The sequence below is a fragment of the Flavobacterium sp. RSP49 genome, assembly GCF_003968735.1.
GTDB lineage: Bacteria > Bacteroidota > Bacteroidia > Flavobacteriales > Flavobacteriaceae > Flavobacterium.
The window spans coordinates 1-17561 of the sequence record NZ_RYDN01000043.1; the positions used below are offsets into that span (position 1 = coordinate 1).

A 17561-nucleotide genomic window follows, 5' to 3' on the forward strand; every position below is an offset into this window, starting at 1 on the left:
GATAAATCTTCTCCCTTGAGTTCAAGAAGTTCCTTTAAGCAAATCCCCGAAGTTTCAATCACACCAAGATATTTGACGATGGTTGTTCTTGATTTTCCAATGCTTTTGGAAATTTGACTGTTAGAAAGACCATTGGCTTTCATTCTGATGATTTCTCGTATCATAATTGATCCTCTTGATTTATTGGCCATACTGATGTGATTAGATCACAAAGTAGGGGTAAAAAATCATCATCAAAACTGTCCAGTTTGAACCGGAATGAGGTGTTCACTTTAAACCGGAATGGGGTGTTCACTTTGCTCCGGAATCACCTGTACAGTTTAAACCGGAATGGGATGTTCAGTTTGCCCCGGAATATCCAGCTATGCGAATGTCTCCTGACTTCGCACCCGTAAAATAATATTCCAAAACAAAAAAGAGACTCGAAAGTCTCTTTGTGAAATTAATATATCTTTATAAATGATTATTTATTGATTAATTTTTCAAGCCTTGCCATCATTTCATCTTTTTCTTTTAGCATACGCTCGTATAATGCAATTTTTTCTTCGTGTATTTGTACAATTTTATCAATCGGATTAAAAGTACAATTGATATATCCAGAATTGTTAGCAACTGCTCCTTCATGAAAAGTGTTAGCAATAATGTTCACAGCCTGCTCTTCATCAAAATTCTGAAAAGCTTCAACTGGAATTTTTAATACTGCTGAGATTTGTTTTAGCAGCTTATCTTCAATCACATCTTTTTGCTCCAGCATAGAAATTTTCTTTTGATTCCAGTCTTCTCCCAGATCATAAGCTAATGCCTCCTGCTTTATGTTAAGCATTTCTCTGAAACGTTTTACGTTTCTTCCCTGATGTATTTTTTGTTCCATAATGAGTGTCAATTTCTGAAGGCTCAAAGATAAAGCCATTTGGATTAAAAAGTCTGAGTTTCAAAGATAAAAAAATATCCTGTAAAATATCCCTTTTGTCAGATATTATATCCGTATAGCGAATAGATTATCCTCTTTAAAGAATAGAACTTCGCTATTCAATATTAAATCTTCTCGTATGAAAAAGAATAAAATATTTTTCGAAACAAGATTTTGGGCAGGGTTTGTGGCAGGAAATCCATTTGAGGCATTTGACGCCATTTTTGACTTTGCACATCTTGATTATTATAAACAGAATTTAAGTCAAGCTGTACTTCACTGCTATAAGACAAAAGTTTACAAGAAGGAAACCCCCTGTAATGTTTTTGTCTTTTATACTACTGTATGCTCTTTTCTCAAAGTTTGTTACTGCCTAAAGGCAAAAGACAAGAAATGGAAAGTAAAAGAGTCTTCTCGATCTGAAACTGTATTTCATCTCTCTTCTCTGACCAAAGAAGAATTCGACAATCCTTTTTTGGTGCTTCAAAATGCATTTGAAGAGAAAACACTGCAAGAGTTTGAGTTTTTTTTATCTGAAATTACAGAGCTTTCATTATCTCCCTACTCTGGTGATCCTGATTCTGACCTGACGACACCTTATATCCATTTAATCAAAATGCTAGATGCAGCAGAGCTAATAAGGGAAAGGGGTGTTGAGAGAATAAAGAAAACTACTCAAGCTGAACCACTAACGGAATAAAATATCCTTTATCTAATCTTCAAAAACACAGTATTATGAAAACTCTAGAAAAACTTAAATTTCCAAAACTCGAAAATGAATATTTGGAAAATATAATCAGACAATTAATCCATCAGTATAATGTTATACAAATATTTTTCACCAAAGAAAAGTATTCAGCATTTAGCTGTCTTATTATCAATATTGAAAGCAGTATAGACGCTCAGAAACTTCAGCAGAGTAAATGGGTAAGAAAAGTTAAAGAACACCTTCAGATTAATATCGTTTTTATCTTCTCATCAAAACTTCGTCATCACTATTCTTTAGGTTCTCCTTTCATTGCGTTTTACTGCCGTGAGTCTGCGGTTATCTACCAGAATAATGAGTTCGAAAATTCTATTTTTAGAACAGAGCAATGGCAAAAATTCAAGAAGAAGTTAAATAAGTATGAGGGTAATTTTTACCACGATTACGATCTTCATGAGTTGCAGATTAAAAATCTCATTTCAGAAGGTGCTTCAAACAGCGTATTTACATCCTATGCAAGACTTGTTGAATATGATCTTGACTATTTAGAAGAACTGTACATAGGAAGTAAATCTGTTTTGCAGAGCTTAGATGATAGGATCAATAATATTATCCAATATATTCCTGATATTCAAAAATATTTTATAAGAACCCCTTATAGTAAATTTTATCTGACGGATTTATTTAGGAAAGCAAAAGAAGCTTCTGAGGATGATGATGTAATTTATAAAGAAGAAATGTATGAAGCAGTTGGAATTGCCCAGCGAAGTCTCTCTTTTCTTGTAGAAAAAAGGTTTGCCGAATTAAAGAAGCTAATCAAGAAAGGACTGCATGAAAGTAATGAGGCTGTATGTGAAATTGAAATGAAGTCGAAGAATATAATTTTAGATACTGCAATAGAAACTATATTAGAAAAGGCAGAAGTTGAGGAAATCTATTTATATCATCAAATTATCTATGGCGAAAAAACGACTTACTATCTGATGCTTATAGCTGTCGGGGCGGGTAATGAAAAATTAAAATTAATCACTCAATCTTTAAAAAGTAAAATAGGAGAAAAACATGATTTTGTTTTGTTGAGCCACAGTCGTTACTGGATACAGACTAATCTGTATCAGAATCAGAGTTTCTTTTTCAGTATTATTCAAAACGAATATCTGATATATTCTTCGAGTAAATATCTTCCTAATTTTCACTGGGAAGTTCCTCACAATTCTTATCACGCTGATCTGCATTTTTATTATAAGCCTACCAAAAATATTGCCCTGCAATTTTTTGAAATAACCAATGATGATAAAGAAAACTATCAAGGGTTAGAGTACTTTTTTGCATTATTTTTCATGTCATTTTGCAGAACGTACATTTTTGTAAAAACGTATTACCTGCCTAATTATCTTTCGAATCAAGCATTATGGCAGTTATGTATTTATGCAGATTCGGACATACGAAAATATAATTATCTCATAGAGCAGTTCTGGACTGATTTCTATCCTTATTTAGATAAGCATATGACCCTTCATCATAAATTGTCTAAGCTCAAAAAAGAAGAGGTTCTTCAGATGAATGTTATTGTTGAGAAACTGATGTATGAATTACACAATTTAGTTATTGAAGATGGATTATTATAGAGCTTTGAGCCGGTCTCTCTACGGTCGTTCCCTTTGTTCCGTTCGGCTGTTTCAGTCGGTCAACCTTACATTTCCATAAGAACATTATCGGTAAATAAGCAATTAAGTAATTCTATTCAATAGCGTAGGTATCCCTCCATTCCACAGACATTTCACAGTACAAAAAAATACAGCAGCTTAAAATACAGCAGCTATATTTTTTGCACTGTTTCGTTCCTCATCTCCACACGGTCACTTCCTGCGTTCGGTCGGGCTATTACATCCACAATACCGCTTCATTTCGTTACATTTCGCAAGCTACGTTTCACTACATTCCAGCCGTATTATGTTTGTCGCCCTTAGTTTTTTCAGCGGTTGCTCCTTCGCACAGCTATCGGGGTTGGCTCCGTTATCACTTTGCCCTAAATCAAGGAATGCCAAAGGCTATCTTATATTTTTTTCCCGCCGTTTCACGCTCATATCTTCTTCGTTTCACAGCGCACCCACGCTCACCTTTCGCATCTATTGGTGGCAGTTCGATTGCCGCAACACCGCCTCTTCACTCCTCGAAAAACAATAATTTCCGCTATCACTACAATTATAATTTTCTGCGGTGCTTGGGGGTGTTTGATTGCCGATTCCACAAGAAACATCCTGCTACAAAAAAATAAATAAAAAGAAAGTGAAGCTCTGCTACGGTTTCAAATAGTAAAGTTCAAGCCCTACGGGTTTTTAAAAAAATCTCCACCCTTACTTTTTCAATTCATAATCCGACTTTATAAACACGATTAAAATAAGCAAGAACAGTTGGGCAGTATTTTTTCAAAAAAACTTGACTTAATTTGAAACCTTCTCAGTAAGGACAACTTTCTTTTTTTTCTTTTTCTTTTGAAAATAATTAGGTTAAAAAAAGTCAGTATTAAAAAACCAATTTGTACTATAAACGAACTCGTTTGATGAAAATATTAATCTAACATCAATCTTTTAAATCAAATCGTATTTTACTTTAAAGTTAATAAAAAATAAAAAGAGAAAATTGTGGGGATATATTGTAAATAAAAAAATCATAACGCATTTATTTACAAGGGTTAGAGTAGTTTTACTGCGGAGAAAGAGGCATTAATTAACTTCACTAATATCCTCAAAGACAACAAAAAACACTCTAAAAGATATTATAAGAAAGTAAAAACACCAATTTATTTACAGTAATTACGGTTTTTCTCATTACAAATTAGGATATAATGAATACTTTAGCTTCATAAATATTTTAATACAAAAATTGCTTAATGGCAGCCGAACAAAAACAAAAATTAGAACAACAACTCTGGAACATTGCAAACACCCTTCGTGGGAAGATGGATGCCGATGATTTTAGAGATTACATATTAGGTTTTATCTTCTACAAGTACCTGAGTACTAAAATGGATTTGTATGCGAACACCATACTGAAACCAGACGGTTTGACCTTTCAAGAAGTCGCAGGACATGTTGACGAAGCACTACTAATGCAAGAAATAAAACAACTCGCTATTGACAAACTCGGCTTTTTCTTAGAACCAGCTGATTTATTTTCAGAATTAGCACAAAGAGGAAACGCAGGCGGAAAAAACAATTTCATTCTGGGCGACTTGGCCAAAGTACTCACGCACATTGAGCAAAGTACTATGGGTGCTGAGAGCGAAGAAGATTTTGGAAACCTATTTGCTGATTTGGATTTAACCTCTCACAAACTGGGAAAATCAGAAGCGGATAAAAACGAACTCATCGTAAAAGTCCTTGTGCATCTCGATGAAATTGATTTTGATCTTGAAAATACCGACAGTGACGTTCTGGGCGATGCCTATGAATATCTAATAGGACAGTTTGCCAGTGGTGCAGGTAAGAAAGCAGGTGAATTTTATACCCCACAACAAGTAAGTAGTGTCTTGGCACAAATAGTGACTGCAGGCAAAGACCAACTCAAGAGCGTCTACGATCCTACTTGTGGTTCTGGCTCATTGTTGTTGCGTGTGGCCAAAGAAGTCAAGAACGTCAGTGCTTTTTACGGACAGGAGATGAACCCTACCACGTACAACTTGTGTCGCATGAACATGATTATGCACGATGTGCATTACAAGCGTTTCGATATCAAGAACGAAGACACCTTAGAGCGACCGCTACATTTAGACATGCGTTTTGAAGCCATTGTGGCTAATCCCCCTTTTTCTGCTAATTGGAGTGCAAGTCCTTTATTTATGAACGACGACCGTTTCTCTGCTTATGGGAAACTCGCTCCATCCAGTAAAGCTGATTTTGCCTTTGTGCAACACATGGTACACCAGCTGGACGATAATGGAACTATGGCAATTGTTTTGCCCCACGGCGTTTTGTTTCGTGGTGGTGCCGAAGGTCACATACGTCAGTACTTAATACAAGAGAAGAATTACCTCGATGCCGTTATAGGCTTGCCAGCGAATATTTTTTACGGTACGAGTATCCCAACTTGTATTTTGGTCTTGAAGAAAAAGAGAGAAAACCCTAATAACATATTGTTTATTGATGCCAGCCAACATTACGAAAAGGTGAAAACCCAAAACGTGTTGCGCACTGAAGACATTGATAAAATTATAAGCACCTACGAAAACCGAACGGAAGAAGATAAATACAGCCATATCGCTCTTTTAAGTGAAGTAGAAACTAACGATTACAACCTGAATATCCCTCGTTATGTAGATACGTTTGAAGAGGAAGAAGCCATAGATTTAAAAGCCATAACCACCGAATTACGGGAATTAGCTGTTCTTGCTGATACAACCGATGCAACCATTGTCGGTTTTTGTACAGAACTAGGAATAGAAACCCCATTTTAATGAGTATAGCAACTTTACAAATCGAAAAGAAAAAAACACTGGTGCCGCTATTGAGGTTTCAGGAGTTTGAGGGAGAATGGGAATATGAAAAATTACAAGCAAGAATTAAAACGATTGATTCTGGTTGGAGTCCTCAATGTGAAGAATTTCCTTCCACAGAAAATGAATGGGGTGTACTAAAGACGACTTCTGTTGTATGGGAAGGATTCAACGAATCTGCAAACAAAAAATTACCTGAGAAATTAAGTCCAAGACCAGAGCTACAAGTTTCAATAAATGATATTTTAATAACACGAGCTGGACCTACAAGTAGAGTTGGTGTTATAGTTCATGTTAATAAAGTAAGGGATAAATTGATGCTTTCTGACAAACTTATAAGAATCAGGTCAAATGAAAAGTGTTCGAGTTTGTTTCTTGCAATTTCATTAAGTAATAGTAACTCACAAAAACAATTAGTTAGTAAATCAAGTGGTTTAGCTGAGTCCCAAACAAATATTTCACAGAAAATACTACTGAATACTAAATTATCATTCCCATCCCTCCCTGAACAACAAAAAATAGCTTCTTTTTTAAGTGCGGTCGATGAAAAAATACAGCAACTGAGCCGCAAAAAGGAATTGTTAGAACAATACAAAAAAGGCGTAATGCAACAATTGTTCTCGGGTAAATTGAGGTTTAAAGACGAGAATGGAGAGGATTATGCGGATTGGGAAAGAGGTAGGTTTTCTAAATTTATTAAACTTTATAGAGGTAGTTCTCCTCGACCTATTATTAAATACATAACGACTTCTAAGGATGGTGTTAATTGGATAAAAATAGGAGACACTAAACATTCCAAAAATTATAGGATAAAATCTGTATCTGAAAAAATAACTAAAAAAGGCTCATTAAAATCTAGATTTGTAGAACGAGGGGAAATTATTTTAGCAAACTCAATGAGTTTTGGTAAGTCTTATCTTTTGCAAATTGATGGCTGTATATATGATGGATGGTTTGTTTTACGTGAGTATGAAAAAGCATATGATAAGGAGTTTTTACTGCAAGTGTTAAATTCTGAATTCTTACAAAGACAATACTTCAGGTTATCGACAGGTGGAGTTGTACAAAACATTAGTAGTGAAATTGTTTATAGTACACTTTTGTTTCGTCCAGTTATCAATGAACAACAAAAAATCGCCAATTTCTTATCGAGTATCGATGTTAAAATAGAAAGCACTAACCAACAAATTAACCAAACTCAGACCTTTAAAAAAGGCTTGTTGCAGCAAATGTTTGTGTGAAATGTTTGTTAAAAACAATAAAAAAGTAAACCTACAAGTTGATTAAATGAAAATAGTTGATATATTTGCACCCACATTATTCGCTTTCCACTACGATGGAGAAGCAGATAATGAGTACGATCGACTAATGGATAATTGGACAGATGTAAGTTACCTTAGAAACTATGCAAAAAACAATTCAATAGACAATGTAAATCAATTTGTAAAAGACAGACTAAAAGACGCTGAACAAATACAAGATTTACTAGAAGAAATTACAACAAACAAAGAACCTTTAGAATATTATTTCAGAACCCTTTTTGATAGCGAATCAGGAATAAAACTCCTTTCATTACAAAAAGGAAAAATAGAGAGGAACGGAATTCGATTGTATGCCGTTAAAATTGATGAAAATTGTTTCGTCATTACTGGAGGAGCAATGAAAATGAGTCAAGCAATGCAAGATCATCCCGATTCTAATAAAGAATTAACAAAAATTAAAGCGGCAAAAGCATATTTACAAGAAAATACAATTGTTGATAAAGATTCTTTTTACGAACTTATAAACGAACTAAAATGAGCAATAAGGAAAAATTTATAACCTTGGTTTCACCTGAAACAACCAATACAGTTGCTAAAAACAGAGACAGGATAAAAAATAGAGCAATGTTGAGAGAATCTCAAAATATTGCGCTAAAAGTACTGGATAAGTTAGAGGAAATTAGATGGTCTCAAAGAAAATTGGCAAAAGAAATGGGGGTAACTCCACAACAAATTACCAAAATTGTAAAGGGCCAAGAAAACCTTACATTGGAAACTCAAACTAAACTTCAAAGCATTTTAAAGATTCCAATTTTAGCTTCATACTATGAAAATATTGAAGAAAAAAGTGTTTCGGAAGTGGCAATCACTGCAACTGAAAGATACATTGCTCCAAAAACTAGAGTCAACCTAGCAGATAAAATTCTACTAGCTAAGAAAGAATTTAAAATGGAGTATAACCCTATTTCTGAAAAGTATAACTATTTCGAACAAACTGCGTAATGGAAAATGAATCTATAGGTTTTGCTTTAGCAGCAATTAAAACAGAACAATTTGCTTTATTTGAGGAGAAATATTCCCCTAAAAAAGAATTGAATATTACAACTTCGTTAGAATTCAAAATTAATGAGGAACAAAAATTAATCGGTGTTTTTGCAACTTTTACATTTGAACAGGCAAAGAAAACATTTATTAAAATTCAAGTAAGTTGTCATTTTGCAATAGATCCAAATGCTTGGGAATCCTTCCGTAAAGAAGACGTGATTGTTTTTCCTAAAAATTTCATTGGGCATCTGACAATGTTAACTATCGGAACTTCAAGAGGGGTATTACATGCTAAAACTGAGGGTACGGAATTTAATAAGTTTATTCTTCCTACCATCAATGTGAATCAGTTAGTTGATAAAGATGCTGAATTTATTATAAATAAATAGAAATGGTGTTGTAGCAATTATTTGTATAAAATTATGGGACACCAATCTGAAGCAGTACTAGAAAACAACTTAATCAAGCAATTGCGGGATTTAAATTATGCGTCCGTTAAAATACAAGATGGTGCCGCTTTGGTTGCTAACCTACAAAGTCAATTAGCCCTTTTTAACGATACTACTTTTACTGTCAAAGAGTTTGATGCCATACTCAATCATTTAGCCAAAGGCAATGTATTCGAAAAAGCCAAGACGCTACGAGACCGTTTTCAATTGACTAAGGAAGATGGCACTTCGTTTTATGTTCGCTTTTTCAATACCGAGGATAATAGTAAAAATCTATTTCAGGTTACCAATCAAATCAGTCTTGAAGGAAGTTATAAGAATCGTTATGATGTGACGCTTTTGGTCAATGGTTTGCCGTTGGTACAAATAGAACTCAAACGTTCGGGCATCGAAATCAAAGAGGCTTTCAACCAAATCAATCGCTACCAGAACCATTCTTTTTGGAGCAATCACGGTCTGTTTCAATACGTGCAATTGTTTGTGATAAGCAATGGCGTAAACACCAAATATTTGGCCAACAATAAACTGCAATCGGTTAAGCAAACTTTCTTTTGGGCTGATGCCAATAATAAAAACACCACCGAGTTAACTGAGTTTGCCGCTGCATTTTTAAACCCTGCACATTTGGGTAAAATGATAGCGCATTACATCGTGATTAACGAAACCCATAAAGTAATGATGATCTTACGACCGTATCAATATTTTGCTACGGAAGCGATTATCCACCAAGTCAAAAATTCTAACGACAACGCTTATATTTGGCATACCACAGGTTCGGGTAAAACCTTAACCTCATTTAAGGCAAGCCAAATTGTGATGGAATTGCCAGACGTGTACAAAGTTGTTTTTGTAGTCGATAGAAAAGATTTGGATTACCAAACTATGACCGAGTTTAATGCGTTCAAAAAAGACAGTGTCGATGTTACGGATAACACACAATCTTTAGTAAAACAGTTAACGGATAATACCAAGTTGGTCTTAACTACGATTCAAAAATTGAACAATGCCGTTTCTGATCGTTTCAAAGCCAGTATAGAACCATTGCGACATAAGAAAATTGTCTTTATTTTTGATGAATGCCACCGTTCCCAGTTTGGTGAAACACACGAGCGCATTACCAAGTTCTTCGAGAAAAGCCAACTACTAGGTTTTACAGGAACACCCATTTTTGCAGAAAACGCTTCCAAGAATGATTTAGGAAAACGCACCACCAAAGATTTGTTTGGCAACTGCTTGCATAAATACGTGATAACAGATGCTATTCGGGATCAAAATGTATTGCGTTTTGGGATAGAATATGTGGGGAAATATAAAAACAAGAGCAATGCTTTTATAGACATCGAAGTCGAAGAAATTGACAAACAAGAAGTACTGAACTCTGAAAAGAGAATCAATAAAATCGTTGATTACATCATTGCCTATCACGATCAAAAGACCTTTAACAAAGACTATTCAGCCCTGCTAGCAGTAAGCAGTATCGATAATGTGATGCAGTATTACGACCTATTCCAAAAGAAGAAAGAAGCAGGAGAACACGATTTGCGTATTGCTACTATTTTCACTTATGGTACTAATGAAGATTCAGATGAAGCAAATGATAGCCTTCCAGATGATGAAGTAGAATACGATTGGGCGGCAGAACCAAGAGCCACTTATAAATCAAGTCACAGTCGCGATAAATTAGAAAGCTATATTGGCGATTATAATACCATGTATGGCACGAGTTACACGACCAAGGATAGTGAATCGTTTCAAAAATATTTCCAAAACATAAGCAAACGATTAAAAGATAGAGAGAAGGAAAGTTTCAACAATGAGAAAGACCGTTTAGATATTGTGATTGTAGTAAATATGATGCTTACGGGTTTTGATGCTAAAAAAGTAAATACCTTGTATGTAGATAAAAACTTGAAACAGCATGGGTTGATTCAGGCGTTTTCAAGAACGAATCGAATACTTGGCGAGCAGAAGTCACAAGGGAACATTTTATCCTTTAGAAACCTCAAAAAAGCCACAGATGATGCAATTACTTTGTTTTCAAATAAAGAAGCGATTGAAGTCGTTACCATGCCCGATTATGAAGCGATAGCGGAGAAGTTTGACCAAGCTCTGGAACTCTTACGAGAAATTGCACCAACCTATCAAAGCGTAAATGATTTGAAGAGCGAAGAAGACGAAGCACAGTTTGTACAAGCCTTTAGGAAATTGATGCGAGCGATGAATGTATTGCAATCCTACACTGATTTTGATTGGGAAGATTTACCAATAGACGAGCAAGAATTTGAATACTATAAAAGCAAGTACTTAGACTTATACGAAAAGGTACAACGGGATACCGAAAAGCAAAAGACTTCCATACTCGATGACATTGACTTTGAATTAGAACTAATCCATAGAGACCAGATCAACGTGGCCTATATCCTGAAATTGTTAGCCCAATTAAGAGGAGAGAAAGGAGCTGCAGCAGCTGCACAAAGAAAAACCATCATCGATTTATTGGGTGGTGACATTCAGTTAAGAAGTAAACGCGAGTTGATCCAGAAATTCATCGATGAGAATATGCCTTTCATAAAAGACGGGGATAACATTCACGACGAATTTGATAAATTCTGGCAAGACCAAAAGGTACTCGCGTTAGGCAAACTATGTGACGAAGAAAACCTGGACAAAGCACAATTCAAATCGTTAATAGATGCTTATATCTATAGTGGTCGTGAGCCTATAAAAGACGAAGTTTTTCAGTGTTTAGATAATAGACCCAGTATTCTTCAAGCAAGAGTGATTGGCGATCGTATAATTGCTAAAATGAAAGAGTTTGTGGAGGTTTTTGTTAGGGGGATGATGGCTTAGGATTTAGAAAAAGATAAAAACGAAACTTAACTAAATTAACTTGTACTAAATAATCAAAAAAATAGGAAAACTAAACATCATGGCAGATAAATCTACAGCTGAATTAAAAAAAACATATAATTTCCTCAATAATCAACCATTGGGCGAAGATTTATTTGAAAATAAATCACAAGACAAGATTGCATCTGTAATAAGTGAGAAAATAATTAATGATCCTGAATTTAAAATTATAGGTATTGATGGAGAATGGGGTTCTGGAAAAAGTAATCTAGTTAGATTAGTAGAAAAAAAACTTGAAAATTCACATAAATTTTTTGTTTATGATGTTTGGGGACATCAGGAAGATGAACAAAGAAAATCTATTTTAGTTGAATTAACGGAGTTTATTAAACAAGAAGATGACTTACTAAAGAAAGGGAATAAAAAAGTTTGGGATAATAATTTAAAAATTTTATTAGCGAAGTCAAAAGAAACAACAACAATTAATCAACCATATTTAAGTGTTGGTTTTATTTTTAGTTTATTTTCAATCGTTTATGTACCAACAGTAAATGTTTTTAAAGATTCATTTAAAGACTTTCTTGAAATAGAATCATTGTTTTGTAAATTGGTATTAGTAGCCTTTCCTATCTTTATTGTTTTAGGAATCTATATCTGGAATTTGATTAAGAATTGGTATAATAAAAATGGTTTTTGGAAATCATTTAAATGTTCAGCTGAAGAAACTTTTCAGGTATACACTAATAAACAAAAAGAAGAAACAAAAATTGAGACCATTTCAGAAGACCAGCCTTCGGTAAGAGATTTTCAGAAATGGATGGAAGATATAAATATCGATTTAGAAAAAAAACTAGTAATTGTATTTGATAATTTTGATCGGTTACCTAAAAAACATATATTGAATATTTGGTCTTCTATTCATATTTTCTTTGCCGAAAAAAAATATTCTAATATAAAAGTTATCATACCATTTGATCGTGAACATATTCAAAATGCTTTTAAAGAATTAAATGGGATAGATAGCAAATTTGGAGATGACTATGTAAATAAAACATTTGATATTGTTTTTAGAATCACCTTGCCAATTATGTCAAATTGGAAAAAGTTTTTTACTGAACAATGGAGAAAAGCTTTTGTAAATACTGATGAGGATGAATTAAAATTGGTTATTCAAGTTTATGAATTTTTAAACAGAAGAATTACACCTAGAGAAATTATTTCATTTATTAACGAAATTCTAACTGTCAAATTGTTAGATACTAATTTTAAAGAAAGATACATTGCAATTTTTGTATTAAAGAAGCATGAAATTTTAAATGCTCCACTTCAAGCAATTACAAATCTTGAATATTTAAAAGGGTTAAAATCTTTATATGAAAACGATAATGATTTTTCAAAACAACTAACGGCGATTATTTACCATATTGATGTAGAAAATGCTTTAGAACTTGTTTATACTCAAGAGTTGAAAGATTCTCTCATTAAAAATGATGTTGAGCAATTTAATGTTATTTGCAAATCTGAATTTGTTGATGATATTTTTAACTCAGCAATAGCGGATATTGATATTTTAGAAAATCCAATAAAAACATTGGCAGAGTTAGAAGACGATACAAGTCTTTCGGAATTATACATAAATCAAGCTTGGAAAATATTTTATCAAAAAGTTTCAGCTTCGAATCTAAAAATTGAAAAACTTAAAATTGAAGAATGGCAACTGAAATTATTACAAAATATTTCAGATAACAGATATTTAAATAAGCTATTGCAAGGCTATGTAAAATTAATAAATGACGAAAATGTCTTAGATTATACAAAACTGATAGATTTAACAAAAAAAGAATTAGGAAATAATCGTGTTTTAGATTTGTTAAGTGAAAAATCGGTTGATGCGGTGGCATTTTTAAAATTGGTTGAAGATAAAGGGGATAATTACTCCACTTATAAATTAAATGGTAAGCAAAGTGAGTTAGATACTCATCTTTCAGAAATGGATATTCAAAATATCCTTGAATTAAAGCAAACAAAAGTTATTGCAAAAAAATTCAATTTAGATAATTACAATAGACATTTAAAGAGCAATTTAAACATTTTTGCAAATGCTAATAATTTTCAAGCAGCTAATGATGCATTAATTAAGGTTAAAGAAAATGCAAAAAAGAGCGGAGATTTAAAAGAGATTTTGGATGACCAAAGAGTTTATTCTTTGTATGTTAATAATGTTTCTTCAAAATTACCAATAATTGATGATTTGATAGCGATGAGAATTGCGAAGGGTAGTGTATTTAACAGTTCTTATTCTTCTCATTTTGAGGGTGTTTTAAATTCAGAAGATGAGAATAAAGCAGATAAAATAGGTTCTTTAATTCTTTACTATGTAGACTATGGTACTCTATTACTAAAGTCCAAAGATTTTAGTAGTTCTCTTTTATTTCAAAAAATTATTCTTAAAATGTTTGTAAATACAAATTTTACAAAGAGTGCAAATATTACAGAATTGATTAAAAATTATGAAATAGTTAAATCAAGTTTAAAAATTGAGGATTCTTCATTGTTAGTGGAATTTAATAGATGGGAATTGGACAAATCAAAATTAGATATCAATGAGTTAGATGATCATTTTATAAATGATTGTTTTGATAATGAAGTTTTAAGAATTTCAAAATATTTCATTGAAAAATTTAATGAAGAATTCAAAAATCTTGATTTAGAAGGTTGTCAAGAAGTTTTTGAAAAGCATTCCAATATTCATTCCAAATATTTTCATAAGTTGAGTTTGGATTCATTAACACAAATTTCACTAGATATCTTCGAGAAGAAAATATTAGAAAACTTAAGTACTAATATACTTCAAGGAAATTTAAAAATAGCCCTTGAAGTTTACGATTCTAATAACATAGCTTTATCAATAATAAATACATTAAAGAATATTAGAGATCAATATTTAAATTCAAATATTTCACTTGCATCAAGTATTGCTATAGAGATCTTACCGTATTTTATAAAATATAATTTACTAAACGGAAAGAATGATGTTTTTAGGTTAATAATTAAAAATGAATTTTTATCTGATAATGATTTTGTTAAACTATTGATTCATAACTCAAATGTTATAAAAGAATTATATCAGAAGGCAAATACTGAAAAAGAAGGTTTTAGAAATACTATCAACGAGAAGAGAGAAAATGATGAGTTAATTGAAGAGTTAGCTAAATTGATGGATATTAGAAAAAAAGCTAAAGAAAAAGGGGATAATTAATATTAAGTTTTTATCATAATAATATAAAATTCCGGAAGTAATTAAAAGACTTAGATGTACTTCAAAAAACTTCTAAGAAATAAAGCAGCAATTGAAGAAGCTTTCGGTCAAGAGCTAGTATGGGAAGAGCAACCTGAAAATAAGATGTCAAAGATTAAAATAGAAAAAAAACGAGTTAGTATGTTTAATGAAGCAGATTGGGAAATTATGAATGAGTTTATAGTTACTAATCTTCCAAAATTTGAGAATGCTTTGAATCCATTTCTAAAAAATATAAAATAATTGATAAAAATAACTTTAAAGAGCAGTATTCTATTCAAACATTGATAATCTACTTTCCAACAACTTCAAATACTTCTCTTTCATATAATTTGACAAAAAAGAAATTTCAAGCAATTCCTTCCAAATAGGATTTGCTTTTTTCATTTGATCTAAAATTGTAGAGTATATTAGAATTTGAAAATGCGGTGAAAAGACATCGTATTCACCGCATTTTTGCGGTGTATTAAAATTTTTTACACCGCAAAATTACTTATATACGGTAATTAAACGCTATATTTACCGCAAAAATGCGGTAATATGTATATTTATCAAAAGAAGGAGTGGCCAAATTTTACCTGGGATGCAGCTATCATTACGCCATTACTTGGGAAAGTAAGGCATCAGCAGGGAATTATACTTGGTGTTATGCAAGGGCTTGGCTTTCGTCTACAAGAAGAAACGGTGCTTCAAACACTGACTCTTGATGTAATTAAATCAAGCGAGATTGAAGGGGAACAACTCAATCATGATCAAGTACGATCTTCGATAGCAAAACGACTAGGTATTGAGATCGCTGCTGCTGTGCCAGCTGATCGCGATGTAGATGGTGTTGTAGAAATGTTGCTAGATGCCACACAACGCTATGAAGAACCACTAGACGAGGAGCGTTTATTTGGATGGCATGCAGCCCTTTTTCCAACAGGTAGAAGCGGAATGTATAAAATTAAAACTGCGGACTGGCGTGATGGTGTGATGCAAGTAACATCTGGTGCAATGGGGAGAGAAATAGTTCATTTTGAAGCACCAGTAGCGGATAAAGTACCCCATGAAATGGATGTCTTTTTTAATTGGTATAATTCAGAACAATCACTTGATCCCGTATTGAAAGCGGCTTTTGCTCATTTGTGGTTTGTCACCATACATCCTTTTGATGACGGGAACGGTCGTATTACTCGAGCTATTACTGATATGCAGTTAGCACGAGCCGATCAAAGTAAAAAGCGATTTTATTCCATGTCAGCACAAATTCAAATTGAGCGTAAAACATATTATAGTATTTTAGAAAAAACGCAAAAAGGTGATTTAGATATAACAGAGTGGTTACAGTGGTTTTTAGACTGTTTATTGCGTTCTATGAAGCAAACAGACCAAACTATTGCAATGACTTTAAAACGTGCTCAATTTTGGGAAATTAATCACACTATTGATTTTAATCATCGCCAACAGAAGGTTGTTCAAATGTTACTTGATACTTTTTTTGGAAAATTGACCGTTTCTAAATACGCAAAGATAACTGGTGTTTCTACTGATACTGCGTTAAGGGATTTACAAGATTTAATATCTAAAGGTATTTTAGTACAGGAAGGTGCAGGGAGAGGTACTAGTTATAAATTAATTGATATTGCGTAAATCTTTGCTCTTAAGTAAATTACCTCCATTAGTATTTAAAGTTATTTAACTACTGCTTTTGAAAGAAAAAAATATGATTTTATATAAATGTTAAGTTTTTTGCGCAAAAAAAAACTTGACATTTTTAAATCGATTGACGAATACGTTTTTTTAGAAATATTTTGAATTCTCAAATACATCATCGATAATTTTATCAAGCTTCTTGTTTGGTAGCTTATTTAAATAAGCCTGAGTGGTTCTAATATCGGTATGACCTAACATTTCGCTAATAGCATCAATAGGCGTGTTTTCAAATTTTAAAAATGTCGCAAATGTATGGCGAGCAGTGTAAAAAGTAATGTGCTTGCTAATTTTTAAAACTTCCATCATTTCTTTTAAAGCAGGATTTATTTGTCCCAGTAATTTATGACTGCGGTATTTAATCTGTTTCGTTGTCATATCTTCCATTAGTAATAGAGGAAATAGATAGGAGTTCATTGATTTTTGATTGTAAACTTCTAGTATTTTAAGGGAATGATTTCTTAGTTTAAAATCCAAGTGCACTCCTGTTTTTGTTCGTAAATGGATATTCCGGGTCAAACTGAACACCCCATTCCGGTTTAAACTGTACAGGTGATTCCGGAGCAAAGTGAACACCCCATTCCGGTTCAAACTGTACAGGTGATTCCGGAGCAAAGTGAACACCTCATTCCGGTTCAAACTGGACAGTTTTGATGATGATTTTTTATCCTACTTTGTGATCTAATCACATCAGTATGGCCAATAAATCAATAGGATCAATTATGATTGGATATTCCGCTGCAAAGGTCGCCACGATTCCGCTACAAAGTGCACCACGATTCCGCTGCAAAGTACACCACCCATTCCGCTTCAAAGTACACCAATTATTCCGCTGCAAAGGTCGCCACTTATTCC

Annotated in this window: 14 protein-coding genes; 11 read left to right on the plus strand and 3 right to left on the minus strand. The window is 33.0% G+C overall.

The window, feature by feature from the left end; genetic code table 11:
• Both EKM02_RS13770 and EKM02_RS13775 read right to left on the minus strand, forming a co-directional pair.
• Positions 1-191 (minus strand): hypothetical protein (locus EKM02_RS13770; RefSeq protein ID WP_148103540.1); only part of this gene is annotated, 191 nt, incomplete at its 3' end.
• A 272-nt stretch (positions 192-463) separates the two neighbouring features.
• A complete protein-coding gene (locus tag EKM02_RS13775; RefSeq protein WP_126456093.1) occupies positions 464-871 on the minus strand; it encodes a helix-turn-helix domain-containing protein in 408 nt (135 codons plus the stop codon).
• Between the two features lie 178 nt (positions 872-1049).
• On the opposite strand from EKM02_RS13775, the gene EKM02_RS13780 reads away from it, so the two are divergent.
• The 11 genes from EKM02_RS13780 to EKM02_RS13830 all read left to right on the plus strand — a co-directional run bounded on the left by EKM02_RS13780 (position 1050) and on the right by EKM02_RS13830 (position 16646).
• On the plus strand, positions 1050-1610 hold the full coding sequence (locus EKM02_RS13780) for a hypothetical protein (protein ID WP_126456095.1): 561 nt from the start codon (positions 1050-1052) through the stop codon (positions 1608-1610).
• Positions 1611-1645: 35 nt separating this feature from the next.
• On the plus strand, positions 1646-3244 hold the full coding sequence (locus tag EKM02_RS13785) for a hypothetical protein (RefSeq protein WP_126456097.1): 1599 nt from the start codon (positions 1646-1648) through the stop codon (positions 3242-3244).
• Positions 3245-4509: 1265 nt separating this feature from the next.
• The gene (locus EKM02_RS13790) at positions 4510-6072 is read left to right on the plus strand and encodes a type I restriction-modification system subunit M (protein ID WP_126456099.1); all 1563 of its coding nucleotides are present in this window, start codon (positions 4510-4512) and stop codon (positions 6070-6072) included.
• On the plus strand, positions 6072-7352 hold the full coding sequence (locus EKM02_RS13795) for a restriction endonuclease subunit S (protein ID WP_126456101.1): 1281 nt from the start codon (positions 6072-6074) through the stop codon (positions 7350-7352). The genes EKM02_RS13790 and EKM02_RS13795 overlap by 1 nt, the downstream gene beginning before the upstream one ends.
• Before the next feature lie 46 nt (positions 7353-7398).
• The gene (locus EKM02_RS13800; RefSeq protein ID WP_126456103.1) at positions 7399-7911 is read left to right on the plus strand and encodes a hypothetical protein; all 513 of its coding nucleotides are present in this window, start codon (positions 7399-7401) and stop codon (positions 7909-7911) included.
• Entirely contained in the window at positions 7908-8375 is a 468-nt protein-coding gene (locus tag EKM02_RS13805) for a transcriptional regulator (protein WP_126456105.1), read from the plus strand. The genes EKM02_RS13800 and EKM02_RS13805 overlap by 4 nt, the downstream gene beginning before the upstream one ends.
• A complete protein-coding gene (locus tag EKM02_RS13810; protein ID WP_126456107.1) occupies positions 8375-8806 on the plus strand; it encodes a hypothetical protein in 432 nt (143 codons plus the stop codon). The genes EKM02_RS13805 and EKM02_RS13810 overlap by 1 nt, the downstream gene beginning before the upstream one ends.
• A gap of 33 nt (positions 8807-8839) precedes the next feature.
• Positions 8840-11716 (plus strand): type I restriction endonuclease subunit R, encoded by a 2877-nt coding sequence (locus EKM02_RS13815; RefSeq protein ID WP_126456109.1) that lies wholly within the window; start codon positions 8840-8842, stop codon positions 11714-11716.
• 79 nt (positions 11717-11795) lie between these two features.
• Positions 11796-14975: a P-loop NTPase fold protein gene (locus tag EKM02_RS13820; RefSeq protein ID WP_126456111.1), complete on the plus strand. Its 3180-nt coding sequence runs from the start codon at positions 11796-11798 to the stop codon at positions 14973-14975.
• Between the two features lie 54 nt (positions 14976-15029).
• Positions 15030-15257, plus strand: coding sequence for a DUF4268 domain-containing protein (locus tag EKM02_RS13825; RefSeq protein WP_126456113.1), 228 nt, complete (start codon positions 15030-15032; stop codon positions 15255-15257).
• Between the two features lie 297 nt (positions 15258-15554).
• Positions 15555-16646 (plus strand): Fic family protein, encoded by a 1092-nt coding sequence (locus EKM02_RS13830; RefSeq protein ID WP_126456115.1) that lies wholly within the window; start codon positions 15555-15557, stop codon positions 16644-16646.
• Positions 16647-16796: 150 nt separating this feature from the next.
• On the opposite strand, the gene EKM02_RS13835 is transcribed toward EKM02_RS13830, so the two are convergent.
• Positions 16797-17330 (minus strand): tyrosine-type recombinase/integrase, encoded by a 534-nt coding sequence (locus EKM02_RS13835; protein WP_317124994.1) that lies wholly within the window; start codon positions 17328-17330, stop codon positions 16797-16799.
• Positions 17331-17561 lie beyond the last annotated feature (231 nt).